We start from the raw sequence: 14,850 nt of genomic DNA on the forward strand, positions 1-14,850 counted from the left end.
ACCCACATGCCCGAGCGCTTCTCTCTCGGCAGACAGAACGGTGCACGCGGCGACGAGAGCGTCGCCGTCCTGGGCCTGGGTCGCTTCGGCAGCGCGGTGGCGCTCGAGCTCATGGCGTCCGACGTCGAGGTCCTCGGCGTGGACTCCAGCGAGCGGACCGTGCAGGAGATGAGCACCAAGTTGACGCACTGCGTGCGCGCCGACAGCACACACGAGGACGCGCTGCGGCAGCTGGGCATCCCGGAGTTCGGACGGGCGGTCGTCGGCATCGGGACCAGCATCGAGTCCAACCTGCTCACCGCGTCCCTGCTCAAGACCCTGGGCGTCGACAACGTGTGGGCCAAGGCGATCAGCTCGGCCCACGGGCGCATCCTCGAGCAGCTCGGCGTCGACCACGTCGTCTACCCCGAGAACGACATGGGCCGCCGGGTGGCACACCTGGTCATGGGCTGCATGCTCGACTTCATCCAGTTCGAGCACGACTACGCGATGGTCAAGACGGCCCCTCCGGCCACGATGCTCGGCAAGCCGCTGTCGGAGACCGGAGTGCGTTCCGGGCACGGGGTGACGATCGTGGGGGTGAAGCGACCGGGTGGGGCCTTCACGCACTGCACGGGGGAGACCGTTCTCAGGAGCGGCGACGTCGTGATCGCGTCCGGTCCGCCGCGCGCGGTGGAGAAGTGGAGCGAGCTGGGCTGAGTCGACCGAGCCCTGGACAGAAGGGCTGGGTCCTCGTCGCCGATCCGCGCCACCCGGCCTGACGTCGCAGGACCTGCCCCGGAGCGCGGTCGGAGGTGGAGGATCGACAGCTTCCGGCCGCGGCCCTCGGCGTGAGGTCGGAGGAGCGGGACGGCCCGGCTCCCCGAGGGGAGCCGGGCCGTTCCGTCCGGGGCGTCAGCGGCGGACGGGGGTGAGCCCCAGCGACCGGCCCGACAGCCCGCGGGAGCGGACGGCGAGCGAGTCGGCCACCGCGGTCAGCGCCTTGGCGGCCGCCGACTCGGGCTCGGCGAGCACGATCGGCGCACCGGCGTCGCCGGCCTCGCGCAGGCGGGTGTCGAGCGGGATCTGGCCCAGCAGCGGCACCGGGGCGCCCAGCGTGCGGGTCAGCGCGTCGGAGACCGTCTGGCCGCCGCCGGACCCGAAGACCTCCATGCGGGAGCCGTCGGGCAGCTCCAGCCACGACATGTTCTCGATGACGCCGACCACCTGCTGGTGGGTCTGGGTGGCGATCGCGCCGGCCCGCTCGGCCACCTCGGCGGCGGCCTGCTGCGGCGTGGTCACCACGAGGATCTCCGCGTTGGGCAGCAGCTGGGCGATCGAGATCGCGACGTCGCCGGTGCCGGGCGGGAGGTCGAGCAGCAGGACGTCGAGGTCGCCCCACCACACGTCGGCGAGGAACTGCTGCAGCGCGCGGTGCAGCATCGGGCCGCGCCACACGACCGGGGTGTTGCCCGGGGTGAACATGCCGATCGAGATGACCTTCACGCCCATCGACTGCGGCGGCATGATCATGTTGTCGACCTGGGTCGGCTTGTCCTCGACGCCGAGCATGCGCGGCACCGAGTGGCCGTAGATGTCGGCGTCCACGACGCCGACCGACAGGCCGCGCCTGGCCAGGGACGCGGCCAGGTTCACCGTGACCGACGACTTGCCGACGCCGCCCTTGCCGGAGGCGACCGCGTAGACGCGGGTGAGCGAGCCCGGCTGGGCGAAGGGGATGACCGGCTCGGCGGCGTCGGTCCCGCGGACGGTCTTGCGCAGCTCGGCGCGCTGCTCGTCGTTCATGACGTCCAGGCCGACCTGCACCGAGGTCACCCCGGGGACGGCGGACACCGCGGTGGTGACCCGGTTGGTGATCGTCTCGCGCATCGGGCAGCCGGCCACGGTGAGGTAGACCTCGACGCGCACGGCGCCCGGGTCGCCACCGACGCCGATCTGCACGTCCTTGACCATGCCGAGGTCGGTCAGCGGGCGGTTGATCTCGGGGTCCTGGACGGTGGCCAGAGCGGCGTTGACGGCGTCGAGCGCCGGCGAGCCGGTCAGCGTGTCGGACATGGGTGCGTCTGTCTCCTTCGACGGGGGGACCCGGCTGCGGCCCGCCGCGCGCGGCGTCCTGCTTCCCGAGCCACCTGCCACTGTACGGCGATCGGCACGGGGTGCCGTCCGACGCGGGGGTGATGTGCTGCGCAGTGCGCGCGGCACTGCCGTGCAGGTCGACGCCGTGGGCCGCGCGTCGCCTCCCCGGGTCGACGGCGGGGCCGGGACCGGTCGGTAGCGTCGGGCGCCGTGTCCCGCGCCGCCCGCACCGCCGTCCTCCGCGACGCCGTCGGGCTCGGGGTCGCCGTCGGCCTCTACGGGGTCGCCTTCGGTGCGGCCGCCGACGCCGCGGGCCTGGACCCCTGGCAGGCGCTGGTCACCTCGCTGCTGATGTTCACCGGCGCCTCGCAGTTCGCGATGGTCGGCGTGCTCGGCGCCGGGGGCGGCGGGCCGGCGGCCATCGGCAGCGCGCTGCTGCTGGGCACCCGCAACACCGTCTACGGGGTGCGCCTGGCGCCGCTGCTGGCACCGCGCGGGCTGGCGCGCCGGCTGGGAACCGCGCAGTGGGTCATCGACGAGACGACCGCGCTGGCCGTGGCGGCGCCCGACCGCGGGCTGGCCCGGCTCGCGTTCCTCACCGGCGGGGCCACCATCTACCTCGTCTGGAACGCCACCACGCTGGTCGGCGCGCTCGGGGCGGCGGCGCTCGGGGAGACGGCGCAGGCCGCGCTGGACGCCGTCGTCCCGGCCGCCTTCCTCGCGTTGCTGTGGCCGCGGCTGCGCGCCGGCGCCGAGGAGCCGGCCGTCGCGCGCCGGGTCGCGCTGGGCGGCGCGGTCGTGGCGCTGGTGCTCACCCCGTTCGTGCCGGCGGGGGTGCAGGTGGTGGCCGCGGTGGTCGCGGTGGCGCTCGCCGGCCGGCCGCGGGGGGCGGCGTGAGCCCCGGGACGCTGTGGGCGGTCGTGCTGGTCGCCTCGCTCGGCTGCTACCTGCTCAAGCTCGCCGGGCTCTCGGTGCCCGCGGCCTGGGTGGAGCGGCCGTGGGTGACCCGCGTGGTCACGTTCGTCCCGGCCGCGCTGCTGGCCGCCCTGGTCGCGGTGCAGGCACTGACCTCCGGGCAGGACCTGGTGGTCGACGGCCGCCTGGCCGGGCTGGCCGTGGCCGCGCTCGCCCTGGCGCTGCGCGCGCCGTTCATCGTGGTGCTGGTGCTCGCCGGGGCCACCGGGGCCCTCGTGCACGTCCTCACCGGGTGAGCGCCCGCGCGCTGACGGCGGGTGCACTCGGCGGTGCCCTGGCCGGTGCCGTGGCCAAGGCGGCCGACGAGTCGGGTCCCACCTGGGCCGCGGACCTCGGCAGCTACCCGGCCGCGTGGGTGCTGGCGGTGGCGCTGCTCGGCCGCGCGGCGCCGGGCACCCGGGAGGCGGCGCTGCGCGCCGGAATCTCCTTCGCCGCGATGAGCGTCGCGTACTACGCCTGGGCGGCGCTGGTGCTCGGGTTCGGCTGGAACCGGTTGCTGGCCGCCTGGCTCCTGCTGTCGGCCACCGCCGTCCCCGCGGTGGCGGTCGCGGTGCACCGCGCCACCCGGCAGGACGGCGCCGTGCCCGGCGCGCTGCTCGCGGGCGCGGCCGGGATCGTGCTGGCCGGGGGAGCGGTGCTCGGGAACGCCGCCGGGCACCCGGTGCAGGCGGTCGCCGACGTCCTGGTCGCCGGGCTGCTGGTCGGCGTCCTGCCACGGCGTGGCCGCACCCGGCTGTGGGCGACGGCCCTGCTCGTCCCCGCGACCTGGCCGGCCGGCCTCGGCCTCGGCGTGCTGGCCGCCGTCCTCGGCTGAGCTCAGCCGCCGGAGAACCGGCGGCCCGAGGCGTCCTCCTGCGCCAGGCGGCGCAGCGCCAGCAGCACCGGCTCCAGCAGCACGGTGTTGACGACGACGAAGCGCACCGCCTCGGGCAGCGAGCCGGCCGGCACCTCGGCGACGTCCTGCTCGCCGATCCGGCCGGCGGCCTCGGCGTAGCGGTCGAGGAGGTCGTCGCCCGGCGGGTACCCGGCGGCCTCGAGCGCGGCCAGCGCGGCGGCGAGTGCGCGGAGGGCGGGGGAGTCCTCGGCCACCCGCCAGCCCCGGCGGGCGAGCACGGCGCGGGCGCGGTCGAGGTCGGGCGGGTCGCCGGGGCCCACGCCGGGCAGCGCCCGGTGCGCGGCGCCCAGCGCCTCGTGCACCGCGGTGCCCGGCGCGTCGACGGCGGCCAGCACGCTGCGCGCGGTGGCCACCGACAGCCCGCCGGGCCCCAGCAGCGCCCGGACGAGGCGCAGCCGCTCGACGTGCGCCTCGTCGTAGCGGGCGCGGGTGGCGCCGGTCAGCTCGCCGGAGGGGAGCAGGCCCTCCCGCAGGTAGTACTTCACCGTCGCCACCGGGACGCCGGTCCGCCGGGCCAGCTCGGAGATCTGCACGGATTCCCCTCGACGTTGGATAGCGGCGGTGTCTAACATTGGACACCGCCGCTATCCAACCAGGAGGACGACATGCCCCGCACCCTGCGCGGACGCGCCACCCACCACCACGAGGGGGACCTGGCCGTCTTCCTCATCGGGATGCGCGTCAACACGCTGCACCGGCCCGACGCCTGGTTCCCGGTGCTGGCCGCGATGGGGCCGATGCTGCGCGAGCTGAGCGCCGACCCCGACACGGGCTTCCTCGGCTACCGCATGACGCTGGGCTGGCGCGGGCCGGTGCTGGTCCAGTACTGGCGCAGCGTCGAGGACGTCTACCGCTACGCCACCGACGCCGGCGCCCGGCACCGGCCCGCGTGGACGGCGTTCAACCGGCGCGCCCGCCGCGTTCCCGGCGCGGTGGGACTCTGGCACGAGACCTACCGGGTCGCCGCGGCCGAGAGCGTCTACGTCGACCTCCCGGTCCAGGGCCTGGCGGCGGCCACCTCGGTGCGCCCGGTCCCGCGCCGGCTCGACCGCGCCGCGGCCCGGCTGGCGAGCTGAGGGAACGGCCTCCCTGCGGGGAGGCCGTTCCCTCAGCCGACGGACTCGCGGCGCTCCCGCTCGGCGCGCTCGGCCTTGCGGCGCTTGCGCTCCCGCTTCTCGGCCTCCTCCGCCTCGTCACCGGCCAGCCGGGTGAGCTCGCCGCGGATGAAGTCGCGGGTGGCCAGCTCGCCGATCGCCACCCGCAGGGCGGCCAGCTCGCGGGCCAGGTACTCGGTGTCGGCACGGGTCGAGGCGGCCCGCGCCCGGTCCTCCTCGGCCTGCACCCGGTCGCGGTCGGCCTGCCGGTTCTGCGCCAGCAGGATCAGCGGCGCGGCGTAGGCGGCCTGGGTGGAGAAGGCCAGGTTGAGCAGGATGAAGGGGTAGGGGTCCCACCGCAGCCGGACGGCGGCGACGTTCAGCGTGATCCAGACGACCACGATGATCGTCTGGACGGCGAGGAACCGGCCGGTGCCCAGGAAGCGGGCGATCCCCTCGGCGAACCGGCCGACCGCGTCGGGGTCCAGCCGCAGGTAGCTGCCCAGGCCACGGGCCGCCCCGCGGGGGACGTCGAGCCGCCGTCCGTCAGCCACGGCGGGCCCGCTCGCGCCAGTCCTCGGGCAGCAGGTGGTCCAGGACGTCGTCGACGCTGACGGCGCCCACCAGCCGGCCCTGCTCGTCGACCACCGGCGCGGCCACCAGGTTGTAGGTGGCGAAGTAGTGGGTGACCTCGGCCAGCGGCGCGTCGGGCCGCAGCGGCTCGAGGTCGTCGAGCACACCGCTGACCAGGGTGGACGGCGGCTCGCGCAGCAGCCGCTGGATGTGCGCGAGGCCCAGGTAGCGGCCGGTGGGCGTGGCCGAGGGCGGCCGGCAGACGTAGACCTGGCTGGCCAGCGCGGGGGTCAGCTCGGGCTCGCGGACGCGGGCCAGGGCCTCGGCGATGGTGGCGTCGGGCGCGAGGATCACCGGCTCGCTGGTCATCAGCCCGCCGGCGGTGTCCTCGGTGTACTGCAGCAGCTGGCGCACCGGCTCGGCCTCGCCGGGCTCCATGAGCTCCAGCAGCCGGTTGCGGTCGACGTTGGACAGCTCCGAGAGCAGGTCGGCGGCGTCGTCGGGGTCCATCTCCTCCAGGACGTCGGCGGCCCGCGCCTCCTCCAGCGTGCCGAGGATGGTGATCTGCTCGGCCTCGGGCAGCTCCCCGAGGACGTCGGCCAGCCGCTCGTCGTCGAGGGCCTCGGCCACCTCGTGCCGCCGCTTGATCGGCAGGTCCTGCAGGGCGTGCGCCAGGTCGGCGGCGTTGAGCTCGCGGTAGGTGGCGATGAGCGTCTCGGCGCCCTGGCCGGTCTCGGGCAGCGACAGCCCGGACACCTCGGCCCACGCCAGCTGGTGCAGCTGCCCCCGCCGGCCGATCCGGCCCGGCTCCTGGACGGCGAGGCGGGTGACCTCCCACTCGCCGGTGCGGGTCTGCTCGATCCCGGCGTCGACGACGGTGCCGCGGCGGCCGTTCTCGCGGATGGTCACCGTGCGGTCGAGCAGCTCGCCGAGCACCAGGGTCTCGCCGCGGCGCTGCTCGAAGCGCTTGAGGTTGAGCGTGCCCGACCCGAGCACCACCGCACCCGGGTCGACGCTGGTCACCCGGCCCATCGGCACGAAGATGCGGCGGCGGGCCACGACCTCCACGACCAGGCCCAGCACGCGGGGGGTGGCGGTGCCCACGCGCAGGGCGACGACGACGTCGCGCACGCGGCCCACGCGGTCGCCGTTGGGGTCGAAGACGGGCAGTCCGGCGAGCCGGGAGACGTACGCCCTGGTCACCGTCGTCACGGCCTGAGGCTACCGTCGGTGGTGTGGCCGCCCCCGCCTCCGTGGAGTACGAGGTCGTCGACGTCTTCGCGCCGCGGGCCTTCGCCGGCAACCCGCTCGCAGTCGTGTTCGACGCCGACGAGCTGACCACCGGGCAGTGCCAGGCGCTGGCCGACGAGTTCGCGCTGTCGGAGACGTCGTTCCTGTGCGCGCCGACCGGACCGGGCGCGAGCCACCCTGGGTCGGCCGGCGGTCCGAAGCCCGACTACCGGGTGCGGATCTTCACCCCGTACGCCGAGCTGCCCTTCGCCGGCCACCCGAGCGTCGGTGCCGCGCACACGCTGGTGCGCACCGGCCGGCTGCCCGCCGGCACGCTGCACCAGGAGTGCGGCGCGGGCGTGCTGCCGGTCGATGTCACCGAGGACGGCGCGACGCTCACCGGCGGCCGGGCCACCCTCGAGGACGGCCCCGACCCGGCCGGGCTGGCGCAGGCGCTCGGGCTCGCCGCGGCCGACGTCGTGGGCCTGCCCGCGTCGGTGGCCGGCTGCGGCCTGCCGTTCGCCTTCCTCGCCGTGTCGCCGGACGTCGTCGACCGCGCCGCACCCGACCCCGCCGCCCTCGACCGGTTCGCCGTGGGCGAGGGCGTGTCGGTGCTGTCCTGGGACGCCGCGACGTCGACGGCGTACGCCCGCGTCTTCGCCAACGACCTGCGCTGGGGCGAGGACCCGGCCACCGGCTCGGCCGCGCTGGGTGCCGGGGTGTGGCTGACCGCCGCCGGGCTGGTCGCGCCGGAGGGGACGACGGCGTACACGGTGCGCCAGGGCGAGGCGATGGGCCGGCCCTCGGTGCTCTCGTGCACGGTCACCGCCGACGGCGGGCGGGCCACCGGGGCCACGGTGGCCGGCGCGGTGGTGCCGGTGGCCGCGGGCCGCATCCGGGTCCCGGGGGCGTGAGCGCCGGGCAGGCCACCGCCGCGCCGTCGCCGTGGGCGGTGCACCGCCCGGGCGGCCGCGACCTCGTGCTCATGGCGGTCGCCGTCGTCGGCGTCTCCTTCTCCGGGCCGCTCACCGCCCTGGTGGCGACGTCCTTCCTGGCCATCGCGTTCTGGCGCAACGCCGCCGGCGCCGCGCTGCTGGTGCCGGTGCTGCTCGGCCGCGAGCGCGCCACCCTCGCGGGGCTCCGGCCGCGGCAGCTGGGCAGCTCGGTGGTCGCGGGCCTGTTCCTGGCCGCCCACTTCGCCGCCTGGCTGCCCAGCCTGTCGATGACCAGCGTCGCCGCCTCCACCGCGCTGGTCACCACGACCCCGGTCTGGACGGCGCTGGCCGCGCGGGTGTCCGGCGTGCGGCTGCCCGCTGCGGTGTGGTGGGGGCTGGTGCTCGCGGTGGTCGGCGTCGCGCTGATCGCCGGGGTCGACGTGACGGTGAGCGTGGAAGCGCTGGCCGGCGACGGGCTGGCGCTGCTGGGAGCCGTGTGCGCCGGCGGCTACATGCTGGCCGGCGCGCGGGCCCGCACCCGGCTGGCGACGTCGGCCTACTCGGTCGTCTGCTACTCCACCTGCGCGCTCACCCTGGCGGTCGCGGCGCTGGTGACGTCCACGCCGCTGGTCGGGTTCAGCGCCCGCGACTGGTGGCTGATCGCGGCGATCACCGTCTGCGCGCAGCTGTTCGGGCACACGCTGCTCAACCTGGTGCTCTCCAGCGTCGGGCCGACCGTCGTCGGGCTGGCCGTGCTGCTCGAGGTGCCCGGGGCGCTGCTGGTGGCGCTGGTGCTGCTCGGGCAGACCCCGCCGCTGCTGGCGCTGCCCGGGATGGTCGCCGTCGTCGCCGGGGTGGCGCTGGTGGTGCGGGCCAGCCGCCCGGCCCCGCCGGTCGAGCCGGTCACCTGAGCGTCGTTACCCTCCGGTAGCCCGTCATCGACCCAGTCAGCGGAGGCACCGTGGCCGAGCTCCGATCCCGCCGTTCCAACCTCGCCGTGCCGGGCAGCAACCCGCGCTTCCTCGAGAAGGCCAAGGGGCTGCCGGCAGACCAGGTGTTCCTCGACCTGGAGGACGCCTGCGCGCCGCTGGCCAAGCCGGGTGCCCGCAAGAACATCGTCGCGGCGCTCAACGAGGGCGGCTGGGGCGAGAGGATCCGCACGGTCCGGGTGAACGACTGGACGACGGAGTGGACCTACCGCGACGTCGTCGAGGTGGTCGAGGGTGCCGGCGCCGAGCTCGACTGCATCATGCTGCCGAAGGTGGCCGACGCCGCCCAGGTCACCGCGCTGGACCTCCTGCTCACCCAGATCGAGAAGGCCAACGGCCTGCCGGTCGGGCGGATCGGCATCGAGGCGCAGATCGAGACCGCGCAGGGCCTGGTCAACGTCAACGACATCGCCTTCGCCAGCCCGCGGATCGAGACGATCATCTTCGGCCCGGCCGACTTCATGGCGAGCATCAACATGAAGTCGCTGGTGGTCGGCGCCCTGCACCCGGACTACCCGGGCGACCCGTTCCACCACATCCTCATGACCATCCTCATGGCCGCCCGTGCCCGCGGCGTGCAGGCGATCGACGGTCCCTTCCTCCAGGTGCGCGACGTCGACGCCTTCCGCGAGGTCGCCAAGCGCTCCGCGGTGCTCGGGTTCGACGGCAAGTGGGTGCTGCACCCGGGGCAGATCGACGCCGCCAACGAGATCTACGCCCCGTCGCAGGAGGACTACGACCACGCCGAGCTCATCCTCGACGCCTACGACTGGTACACGTCCGAGGCGGGCGGGAAGAGGGGCTCGGCGATGCTCGGCGACGAGATGATCGACGAGGCCAGCCGCAAGATGGCCCTGGTCATCGCCGGCAAGGGCCGCGCCGCCGGGATGGGCCGCACCTCGTCGTTCACCCCGCCGGAGTAGCGGCCCGGGCCCGGCCGGCGGTCAGGGGGCGGGCGGTCAGGGGGCGAAGGACGCGCTCACGGTGGCGAGGGCGAGGATCGCGACGACGATGCCCATCGCGGCCAGGGCGGTGCCGATGCCGCCGACGACGATCCCGGCCAGCGCCAGCCCGTCGCCCTCCTCGCCGGTCCGGCGGATCTGCCGGCGGGCCAGGACGCCGAGCACCAGGCCCACCGGCGCGGCGACGAAGGCGAGGACCAGCGCCAGGATCGCCATCGTGTTGGTGGGCCGCCGGTAGGGCGGCCAGCCCGGCGGCGGGCCGTGGGACTGCGGGCCGTGGGACTGCGGGCCGCAGCCGGGCGGGCCGTACGCCGGCGGGGCGCCGTACGGCGGCGGCTGGCCCGGGGCCGGCCCGGACGGGTCCTGACTGCTGCTCACGGCGTCCTCCTCGGTGCTGCCAGCGGCACGGTAGACGGCGGGGACGCCGCGGCGCGGGCGCGTGACCACGGACACGGCGACCCGTCCGGACCGGTGGCCCATACTCGCCGGTAACACGGACACCGGAGTCCCGGAGGAGCAGACGTGGCCCGACTGGCGCAGACCGCCGACCTGACCGACATCCAGCAGGAGATCCTCGCGACGGTCCGCAGCTTCGTGGACAAGGAGATCATCCCGCACGCCCAGGAGCTCGAGCACGCCGACGCCTACCCGACCGAGATCGTCGAGGGTCTCAAGGAGCTCGGCATCTTCGGGCTGATGATCCCCGAGGAGTACGGCGGCCTGGGCGAGTCGCTGCTGACCTACGCGCTGGTGGTCGAGGAGATCGCCCGCGGCTGGATGAGCGTCTCGGGTGTCATCAACACCCACTTCATCGTCGCCTACATGATCCGCCAGCACGGCACGGAGGCGCAGAAGGAGCACTTCCTCCCGCGCATGGCCACCGGCGAGGTCCGCGGGGCGTTCTCGATGTCCGAGCCGGGCCTGGGCTCCGACGTCGCCGGCATCCGCACCAAGGCGGTCAAGCAGGCCGACGGCGACTACGTGATCGACGGCCAGAAGATGTGGCTGACCAACGGCGGCTCCTCCACCCTGGTCGCCGCGCTGGTGCGCACCGACCTCGGCGCGGACAAGGCCCACCAGAACCTGACGACGTTCCTGGTCGAGAAGCCCGCCGGCTTCGGCACCGTCGCCCCGGGCCTGACCATCCCCGGCAAGATCGACAAGATGGGCTACAAGGGCGTCGACACCACCGAGCTGGTGTTCGACGGCTACCGGACCGGCGCCGACACGATCCTCGGCGGGGAGCCCGGCCGCGGCTTCGCGCAGATGATGGACGGCGTCGAGGTCGGCCGGGTCAACGTCGCCGCCCGCGCCTGCGGCATCTCCATCCGCGCCTTCGAGCTGGCGGTGGAGTACGCGCAGCAGCGAGAGACCTTCGGCAAGCCGATCGCGCAGCACCAGGCGATCGCCTTCCAGCTGGCCGAGATGGCCACCAAGGTCGAGGCCGCGCACCTGATGATGGTCAACGCCGCGCGCCTCAAGGACGCCGGGAAGCGCAACGACGTCGAGGCCGGCATGGCCAAGCTGCTGGCCAGCGAGTACTGCGCCGAGGTGACCACCCAGTCCTTCCGCATCCACGGCGGCTACGGCTACTCCAAGGAGTACGAGATCGAGCGGCTCATGCGCGAGGCGCCGTTCCTGCTCATCGGCGAGGGCACCAGCGAGATCCAGAAGACGATCATCAGCCGCGGCCTGCTCAAGGAGTACGGCCTCAAGCGCTGAGGCGACCGCGCGAGCGGCCCGGGACCACCAGGCCCCGGGCCGCTCATCGTCAGGCCGCCGCCTCGCCCAGGTCGTGGACGGTCACGCCGTCGACCGTCCGGGCGGGGAAGTTCTCGGCCACCCACGCGGTGATCTCGGCCGACGCCGTGCTGCCGCCGTCACCGGCCATCCCCGTGTCCCCGCCGATGAACCAGCGGATCTCGCCGTCGGCGACGTACTGCTGGAACTGCTCGAGGGTGGGGGAGGGGTCGCTGCCGGTGAACCCGCCGACGGCCATGACGGGGAGGCCGGTGGCCAGCTGGAAGCCGGCGGCGTTGTTCGACCCCACCGTGGCGGCCACCCAGGTGGAGCCGGCGGCGTCCTCGGTGAGTGCGGCCACCACCTCGTCGCTGACGTCGCCGGCGTCGAGGAGGCCGCCCGGGCCGCCCGGCGCACCGTTCCCGCTGCCGGGCGGGACGACCGTGGTGGCGTTGCCGCCGGGCGGGGCCGCCGGACCGGGCAGTGCGCCACCGGGACCGGCCGTGCCCGCCGGCGGGCCTCCGGGACCGGCCTGCCCGGCGGCGCCGGGACCGGAGCCGTCGTCCCCGGACACCGCCGGTCCCGCGGTCGGGATGGCACCGGTGTGCGGGGTGGCGGCGGTCTGCAGGGCGTAGGCAGCCGGGCCGCCGAGCCCGGCCAGGATGCCGGCGGCCAGCACCAGGACGACGACGGCGCGGCGGAGCCGGTGGACGGCGAGCAGCGCCGCCGCGGCGGCCAGACCGAGCACCAGCACGACCCAGCGCAGCCAGGGCAGGAACTCCGCCGAGCGGCCGAGCAGCACCCAGGCCCACAGCACGGTGCCGGTCAGCACGAGGACCAGCAGGAGGCGTGGCCACGCCTGCCCGCGGCGCCGCCACAGCAGCGCACCGGCGATCGCCACGAGCGCGGCGATCGCCGGGGCCAGGGCGACGGTGTAGTACTCGTGGAAGATGCCGGCCATGAGGCTGAAGGTCAGCCCGGTGACGCCCAGCCAGGTGCCCCAGGTCAGCAGCGCCGCCCGGGTCGGGTCGGTGCGCGGAGCCCGCCCGACGGCGACCAGCCCGGCGACGAGCAGGACGAGCGCGGCCGGCAGCAGCCAGGCCACCTGGCCGCCGACCGCGGCGCCGAACAGCCGGGTGATCCCGGCGTCCCCCCAGCCGGGCGCGGCGCCCACGCTGCCGATCTCCTCGCCGGTGAGGCGGCCGAGGCCGTTGTAGCCCCAGATCAGCTCCCACACGGAGTTCGTCTGCGAGCCCCCGACGTACGGGCGCGACGCCGCGGGCACCAGCTCGACGACCGCGACCCACCACCCGCCGGCCACCACCATGGCGGCACCGGCGGCGAGCAGCTGGAGGAGCCGGCGGCGCAGCGGGGTGGGGGCGCACACCAGCCAGACCAGCGCGAAGCCGGGGACGACCAGCACCGCCTGCAGCGTCTTGGTGAGGAAGGCGAACCCGAGGAGCACGCCGACGGCGACCAGCCCGCGCGTCGAGGCCCGCTCCAGCGACCGGGTGAGCACGTACGCCGCCGCGGTCATCAGCAGCACGAGCAGCGCGTCGGGGTTGTCGAAGCGGAACACCAGCGTCGCCACGGGGGTCAGGGCCAGCGCCGCACCGGCGAGCAGCCCAGGGCCCGGGCCGGCCACCCGGCGCACCGCCAGGTACAGCAGCCCGACGGTGGCCACGCCCATGAGCGCCTGCGGCACCAGCAGCGACCACGAGCTCAGCCCGAACAGCCGCACCGACAGCGCCATCACCCACAGCGATGCCGGGGGCTTGTCCACGGTGATCGAGTTGGCCGCGTCGGAGGAGCCGTAGAAGAACGCCTCCCAGCTCTGCGAGCCGGCCTGCGCGGCCGCGGCGTAGAAGGCGTTGGCCCAGCCCGAGGCCGACAGGTCCCAGAGGTGGAGCACGCCGGTGCCGGCGAGCAGGCCCAGCAGCGCCGGGCGCACCCAGCGCGGGTCGGCGGCAGGCCCGCGCAGCAGCCGGGCGGCCCGGCGGGTGCGTGGGGGAGCCGGCGCGGGCGGGGGAGCGGCGGGCGCCGGGGGTGCCGGCACGGTGGCGGTCATCGGGCGGTCTCCGTCTCGGGGAGGTCGGCCGTGGCGGTCGCCGCCACGGGGGTGCGGGAGGGGGGAGAGGTGCGGAACACCCAGCCGCGCAGCAGCACGAAGCGCAGCAGGGTGGCCGCGGCGTTGGCGGCGACGAGCACGGTGAGCTCGACGGCGCGGGCGGGCGCCGGGTCGGCCAGCTGCAGCAGCGCGAGCGAGCCGCTGGTCAGCGCGAGCGCCAGGGCGAACACCACCAGGCCCTGCAGCTGGTGGCGGCCGGCGTGCCGGCCGCCGCGGATGCCGAAGGTGACCCGCCGGTTGGCCGCGGTGTTGGCCACCGCGGTCACCAGCAGCGCCAGCAGATTGGCCGGCTGGGCGGCCAGGACGCCGCGGAGGAGGACGAAGAGCAGCAGGTAGGCCGCCGTCGAGAGCACGCCGACCACGGCGAAGCGGACCAGCTGGCCCACCAGCGACCCCGGGACGCCGGGCGGGGGATCGGGCAGCGGCCGGCGGCCGATCGAGTCGCGCAGCCGGGCCGGCGGCAGCCGGCCGGTGGCCGGCGCGCGCAGCACCCGGGCGATGCCGGCGAGGTCGGCCTTCGCCGTCGCCAGGATGTCCACCCGGCTGTCCGGGTCGTCGACCCGGTCGACGGGCAGCTCGTGGATGCGCAGCCCGGCGCGCCCGGCGAGCACCAGCAGCTCGGTGTCGGAGAACCAGCCGGCGTCCTCGACCAGCGGCAGCAGCTGCGCGGCGACGTCGGCCCGGACGGCCGTGATCCCGCACCGGGCGTCGGACGGCGAGGTGGCCGGGGTGCGCCGCGGCAGCAGGTCGCAGCCGCGGGAGACCACCTCGCGCCACAGCCCGCGCCCCAACCCGCGCACCACCCGCGACGAGCGCGACAGGCGGGTGCCGACGGCCAGGTCGGAGTGGCCGCCGACGAGCGGGGCGACCAGCGGCAGCAGGGCGTCCAGGTCGGTGGAGAGGTCGACGTCGGTGTGGACGAGGACCGGCGCGTCCGACCGCAGCCAGGCGGTGCGCAGCGCGCGCACGCGGCCGGCCTCGGGCAGGGCGAGCACCTCGATCCCGGGCAGCTCGGCGGCGACCCGGTGGGCGATCTCCAGGGTGCGGTCGGTGCCGGCGTCCTCCGCGACCGTGATGCGGAAGGACCAGGGCAGGGCCTCGGTCAGGTGGGCGTGCAGGCGGCGCAGGCACGGCTCGAGGTCGGTCCCCTCGTCGTGCACCGGGACGACGACGTCGAGGACGGGCCGTCCCCGGCCGGCGGCACCGGCGCGGTCGTGCGCGCCGAGCGGGAGCGGTGGCATGGGTGGGACGGT

General features: G+C 75.6%; 16 protein-coding genes. 9 read left to right on the forward strand and 7 right to left on the reverse strand.

Translation table 11 applies throughout. The annotated features are described in order from the left end of the window. Positions 1–6: 6 nt before the first annotated feature. Entirely contained in the window at positions 7–699 is a 693-nt protein-coding gene (locus BMZ33_RS19255; protein WP_091114875.1) for a potassium channel family protein, read from the forward strand. 195 nt (positions 700–894) lie between these two features. Here the strand turns inward: BMZ33_RS19255 and BMZ33_RS19260 are convergent, their stop codons facing one another. After that, entirely contained in the window at positions 895–2,055 is a 1,161-nt protein-coding gene (locus BMZ33_RS19260) for an Mrp/NBP35 family ATP-binding protein (RefSeq protein WP_091114879.1), read from the reverse strand. A gap of 231 nt (positions 2,056–2,286) precedes the next feature. Between BMZ33_RS19260 and BMZ33_RS19265 the strand changes: the two genes are divergently transcribed. From BMZ33_RS19265 to BMZ33_RS19275, 3 genes are read left to right on the forward strand one after another with little or no spacing between them, the layout of a single operon-like run. Next, positions 2,287–2,973, forward strand: coding sequence for an AzlC family ABC transporter permease (locus tag BMZ33_RS19265; protein WP_091114882.1), 687 nt, complete (start codon positions 2,287–2,289; stop codon positions 2,971–2,973). After that, complete coding sequence (locus BMZ33_RS19270) at positions 2,970–3,287, forward strand: AzlD domain-containing protein (RefSeq protein ID WP_091114884.1); 318 nt, start codon at positions 2,970–2,972, stop codon at positions 3,285–3,287. The genes BMZ33_RS19265 and BMZ33_RS19270 overlap by 4 nt, the downstream gene beginning before the upstream one ends. Beyond that, entirely contained in the window at positions 3,284–3,865 is a 582-nt protein-coding gene (locus tag BMZ33_RS19275; protein WP_091114888.1) for a hypothetical protein, read from the forward strand. Before BMZ33_RS19270 ends, BMZ33_RS19275 begins: the two co-directional genes overlap by 4 nt. A 2-nt stretch (positions 3,866–3,867) precedes the next feature. Here the strand turns inward: BMZ33_RS19275 and BMZ33_RS19280 are convergent, their stop codons facing one another. After that, positions 3,868–4,479: a MerR family transcriptional regulator gene (locus tag BMZ33_RS19280; RefSeq protein ID WP_091114894.1), complete on the reverse strand. Its 612-nt coding sequence runs from the start codon at positions 4,477–4,479 to the stop codon at positions 3,868–3,870. A gap of 72 nt (positions 4,480–4,551) precedes the next feature. Here BMZ33_RS19280 and BMZ33_RS19285 point away from each other — a divergent pair, with 72 nt between their 5' ends. Further along, entirely contained in the window at positions 4,552–5,022 is a 471-nt protein-coding gene (locus BMZ33_RS19285) for a DUF4188 domain-containing protein (protein ID WP_091114898.1), read from the forward strand. Positions 5,023–5,054: 32 nt separating this feature from the next. Here BMZ33_RS19285 and BMZ33_RS19290 read toward each other — a convergent pair whose 3' ends face one another. Together BMZ33_RS19290 and BMZ33_RS19295 are read right to left on the reverse strand one after the other, a co-directional pair. Beyond that, a complete protein-coding gene (locus tag BMZ33_RS19290) occupies positions 5,055–5,594 on the reverse strand; it encodes a DUF1003 domain-containing protein (protein WP_091114907.1) in 540 nt (179 codons plus the stop codon). Further along, positions 5,587–6,825: a magnesium transporter MgtE N-terminal domain-containing protein gene (locus tag BMZ33_RS19295; RefSeq protein ID WP_091114910.1), complete on the reverse strand. Its 1,239-nt coding sequence runs from the start codon at positions 6,823–6,825 to the stop codon at positions 5,587–5,589. Before BMZ33_RS19295 ends, BMZ33_RS19290 begins: the two co-directional genes overlap by 8 nt. 23 nt (positions 6,826–6,848) lie before the next feature. On the opposite strand from BMZ33_RS19295, the gene BMZ33_RS19300 reads away from it, so the two are divergent. Genes BMZ33_RS19300 through BMZ33_RS19310 form a run of 3 tightly spaced genes read left to right on the forward strand, consistent with a single transcriptional unit; the run spans position 6,849 to position 9,690 of the window. After that, positions 6,849–7,757, forward strand: a complete 909-nt coding sequence (locus BMZ33_RS19300; RefSeq protein WP_091114914.1) for a PhzF family phenazine biosynthesis protein — start codon at positions 6,849–6,851, stop codon at positions 7,755–7,757. Beyond that, positions 7,754–8,689: a DMT family transporter gene (locus BMZ33_RS19305; protein ID WP_169064575.1), complete on the forward strand. Its 936-nt coding sequence runs from the start codon at positions 7,754–7,756 to the stop codon at positions 8,687–8,689. The genes BMZ33_RS19300 and BMZ33_RS19305 overlap by 4 nt, the downstream gene beginning before the upstream one ends. 50 nt (positions 8,690–8,739) lie before the next feature. Beyond that, a complete protein-coding gene (locus BMZ33_RS19310; RefSeq protein ID WP_091114918.1) occupies positions 8,740–9,690 on the forward strand; it encodes an HpcH/HpaI aldolase/citrate lyase family protein in 951 nt (316 codons plus the stop codon). Positions 9,691–9,726: 36 nt separating this feature from the next. On the opposite strand, the gene BMZ33_RS19315 is transcribed toward BMZ33_RS19310, so the two are convergent. After that, positions 9,727–10,107 (reverse strand): DUF4190 domain-containing protein, encoded by a 381-nt coding sequence (locus BMZ33_RS19315; protein ID WP_169064576.1) that lies wholly within the window; start codon positions 10,105–10,107, stop codon positions 9,727–9,729. A gap of 144 nt (positions 10,108–10,251) precedes the next feature. Here BMZ33_RS19315 and BMZ33_RS19320 point away from each other — a divergent pair, with 144 nt between their 5' ends. Continuing rightward, entirely contained in the window at positions 10,252–11,451 is a 1,200-nt protein-coding gene (locus BMZ33_RS19320) for an acyl-CoA dehydrogenase family protein (protein ID WP_091114925.1), read from the forward strand. A 49-nt stretch (positions 11,452–11,500) separates the two neighbouring features. On the opposite strand, the gene BMZ33_RS19325 is transcribed toward BMZ33_RS19320, so the two are convergent. Further along, complete coding sequence (locus BMZ33_RS19325; protein WP_091114928.1) at positions 11,501–13,537, reverse strand: mannosyltransferase YkcB-related protein; 2,037 nt, start codon at positions 13,535–13,537, stop codon at positions 11,501–11,503. Then, positions 13,534–14,838: a glycosyltransferase gene (locus BMZ33_RS19330; protein ID WP_091114932.1), complete on the reverse strand. Its 1,305-nt coding sequence runs from the start codon at positions 14,836–14,838 to the stop codon at positions 13,534–13,536. Before BMZ33_RS19330 ends, BMZ33_RS19325 begins: the two co-directional genes overlap by 4 nt. Between the last annotated feature and the right edge of the window lie 12 nt (positions 14,839–14,850).

It is taken from the genome of Geodermatophilus dictyosporus, assembly GCF_900115505.1.
Classification (GTDB): Bacteria; Actinomycetota; Actinomycetes; order Mycobacteriales; family Geodermatophilaceae; genus Geodermatophilus; species Geodermatophilus dictyosporus.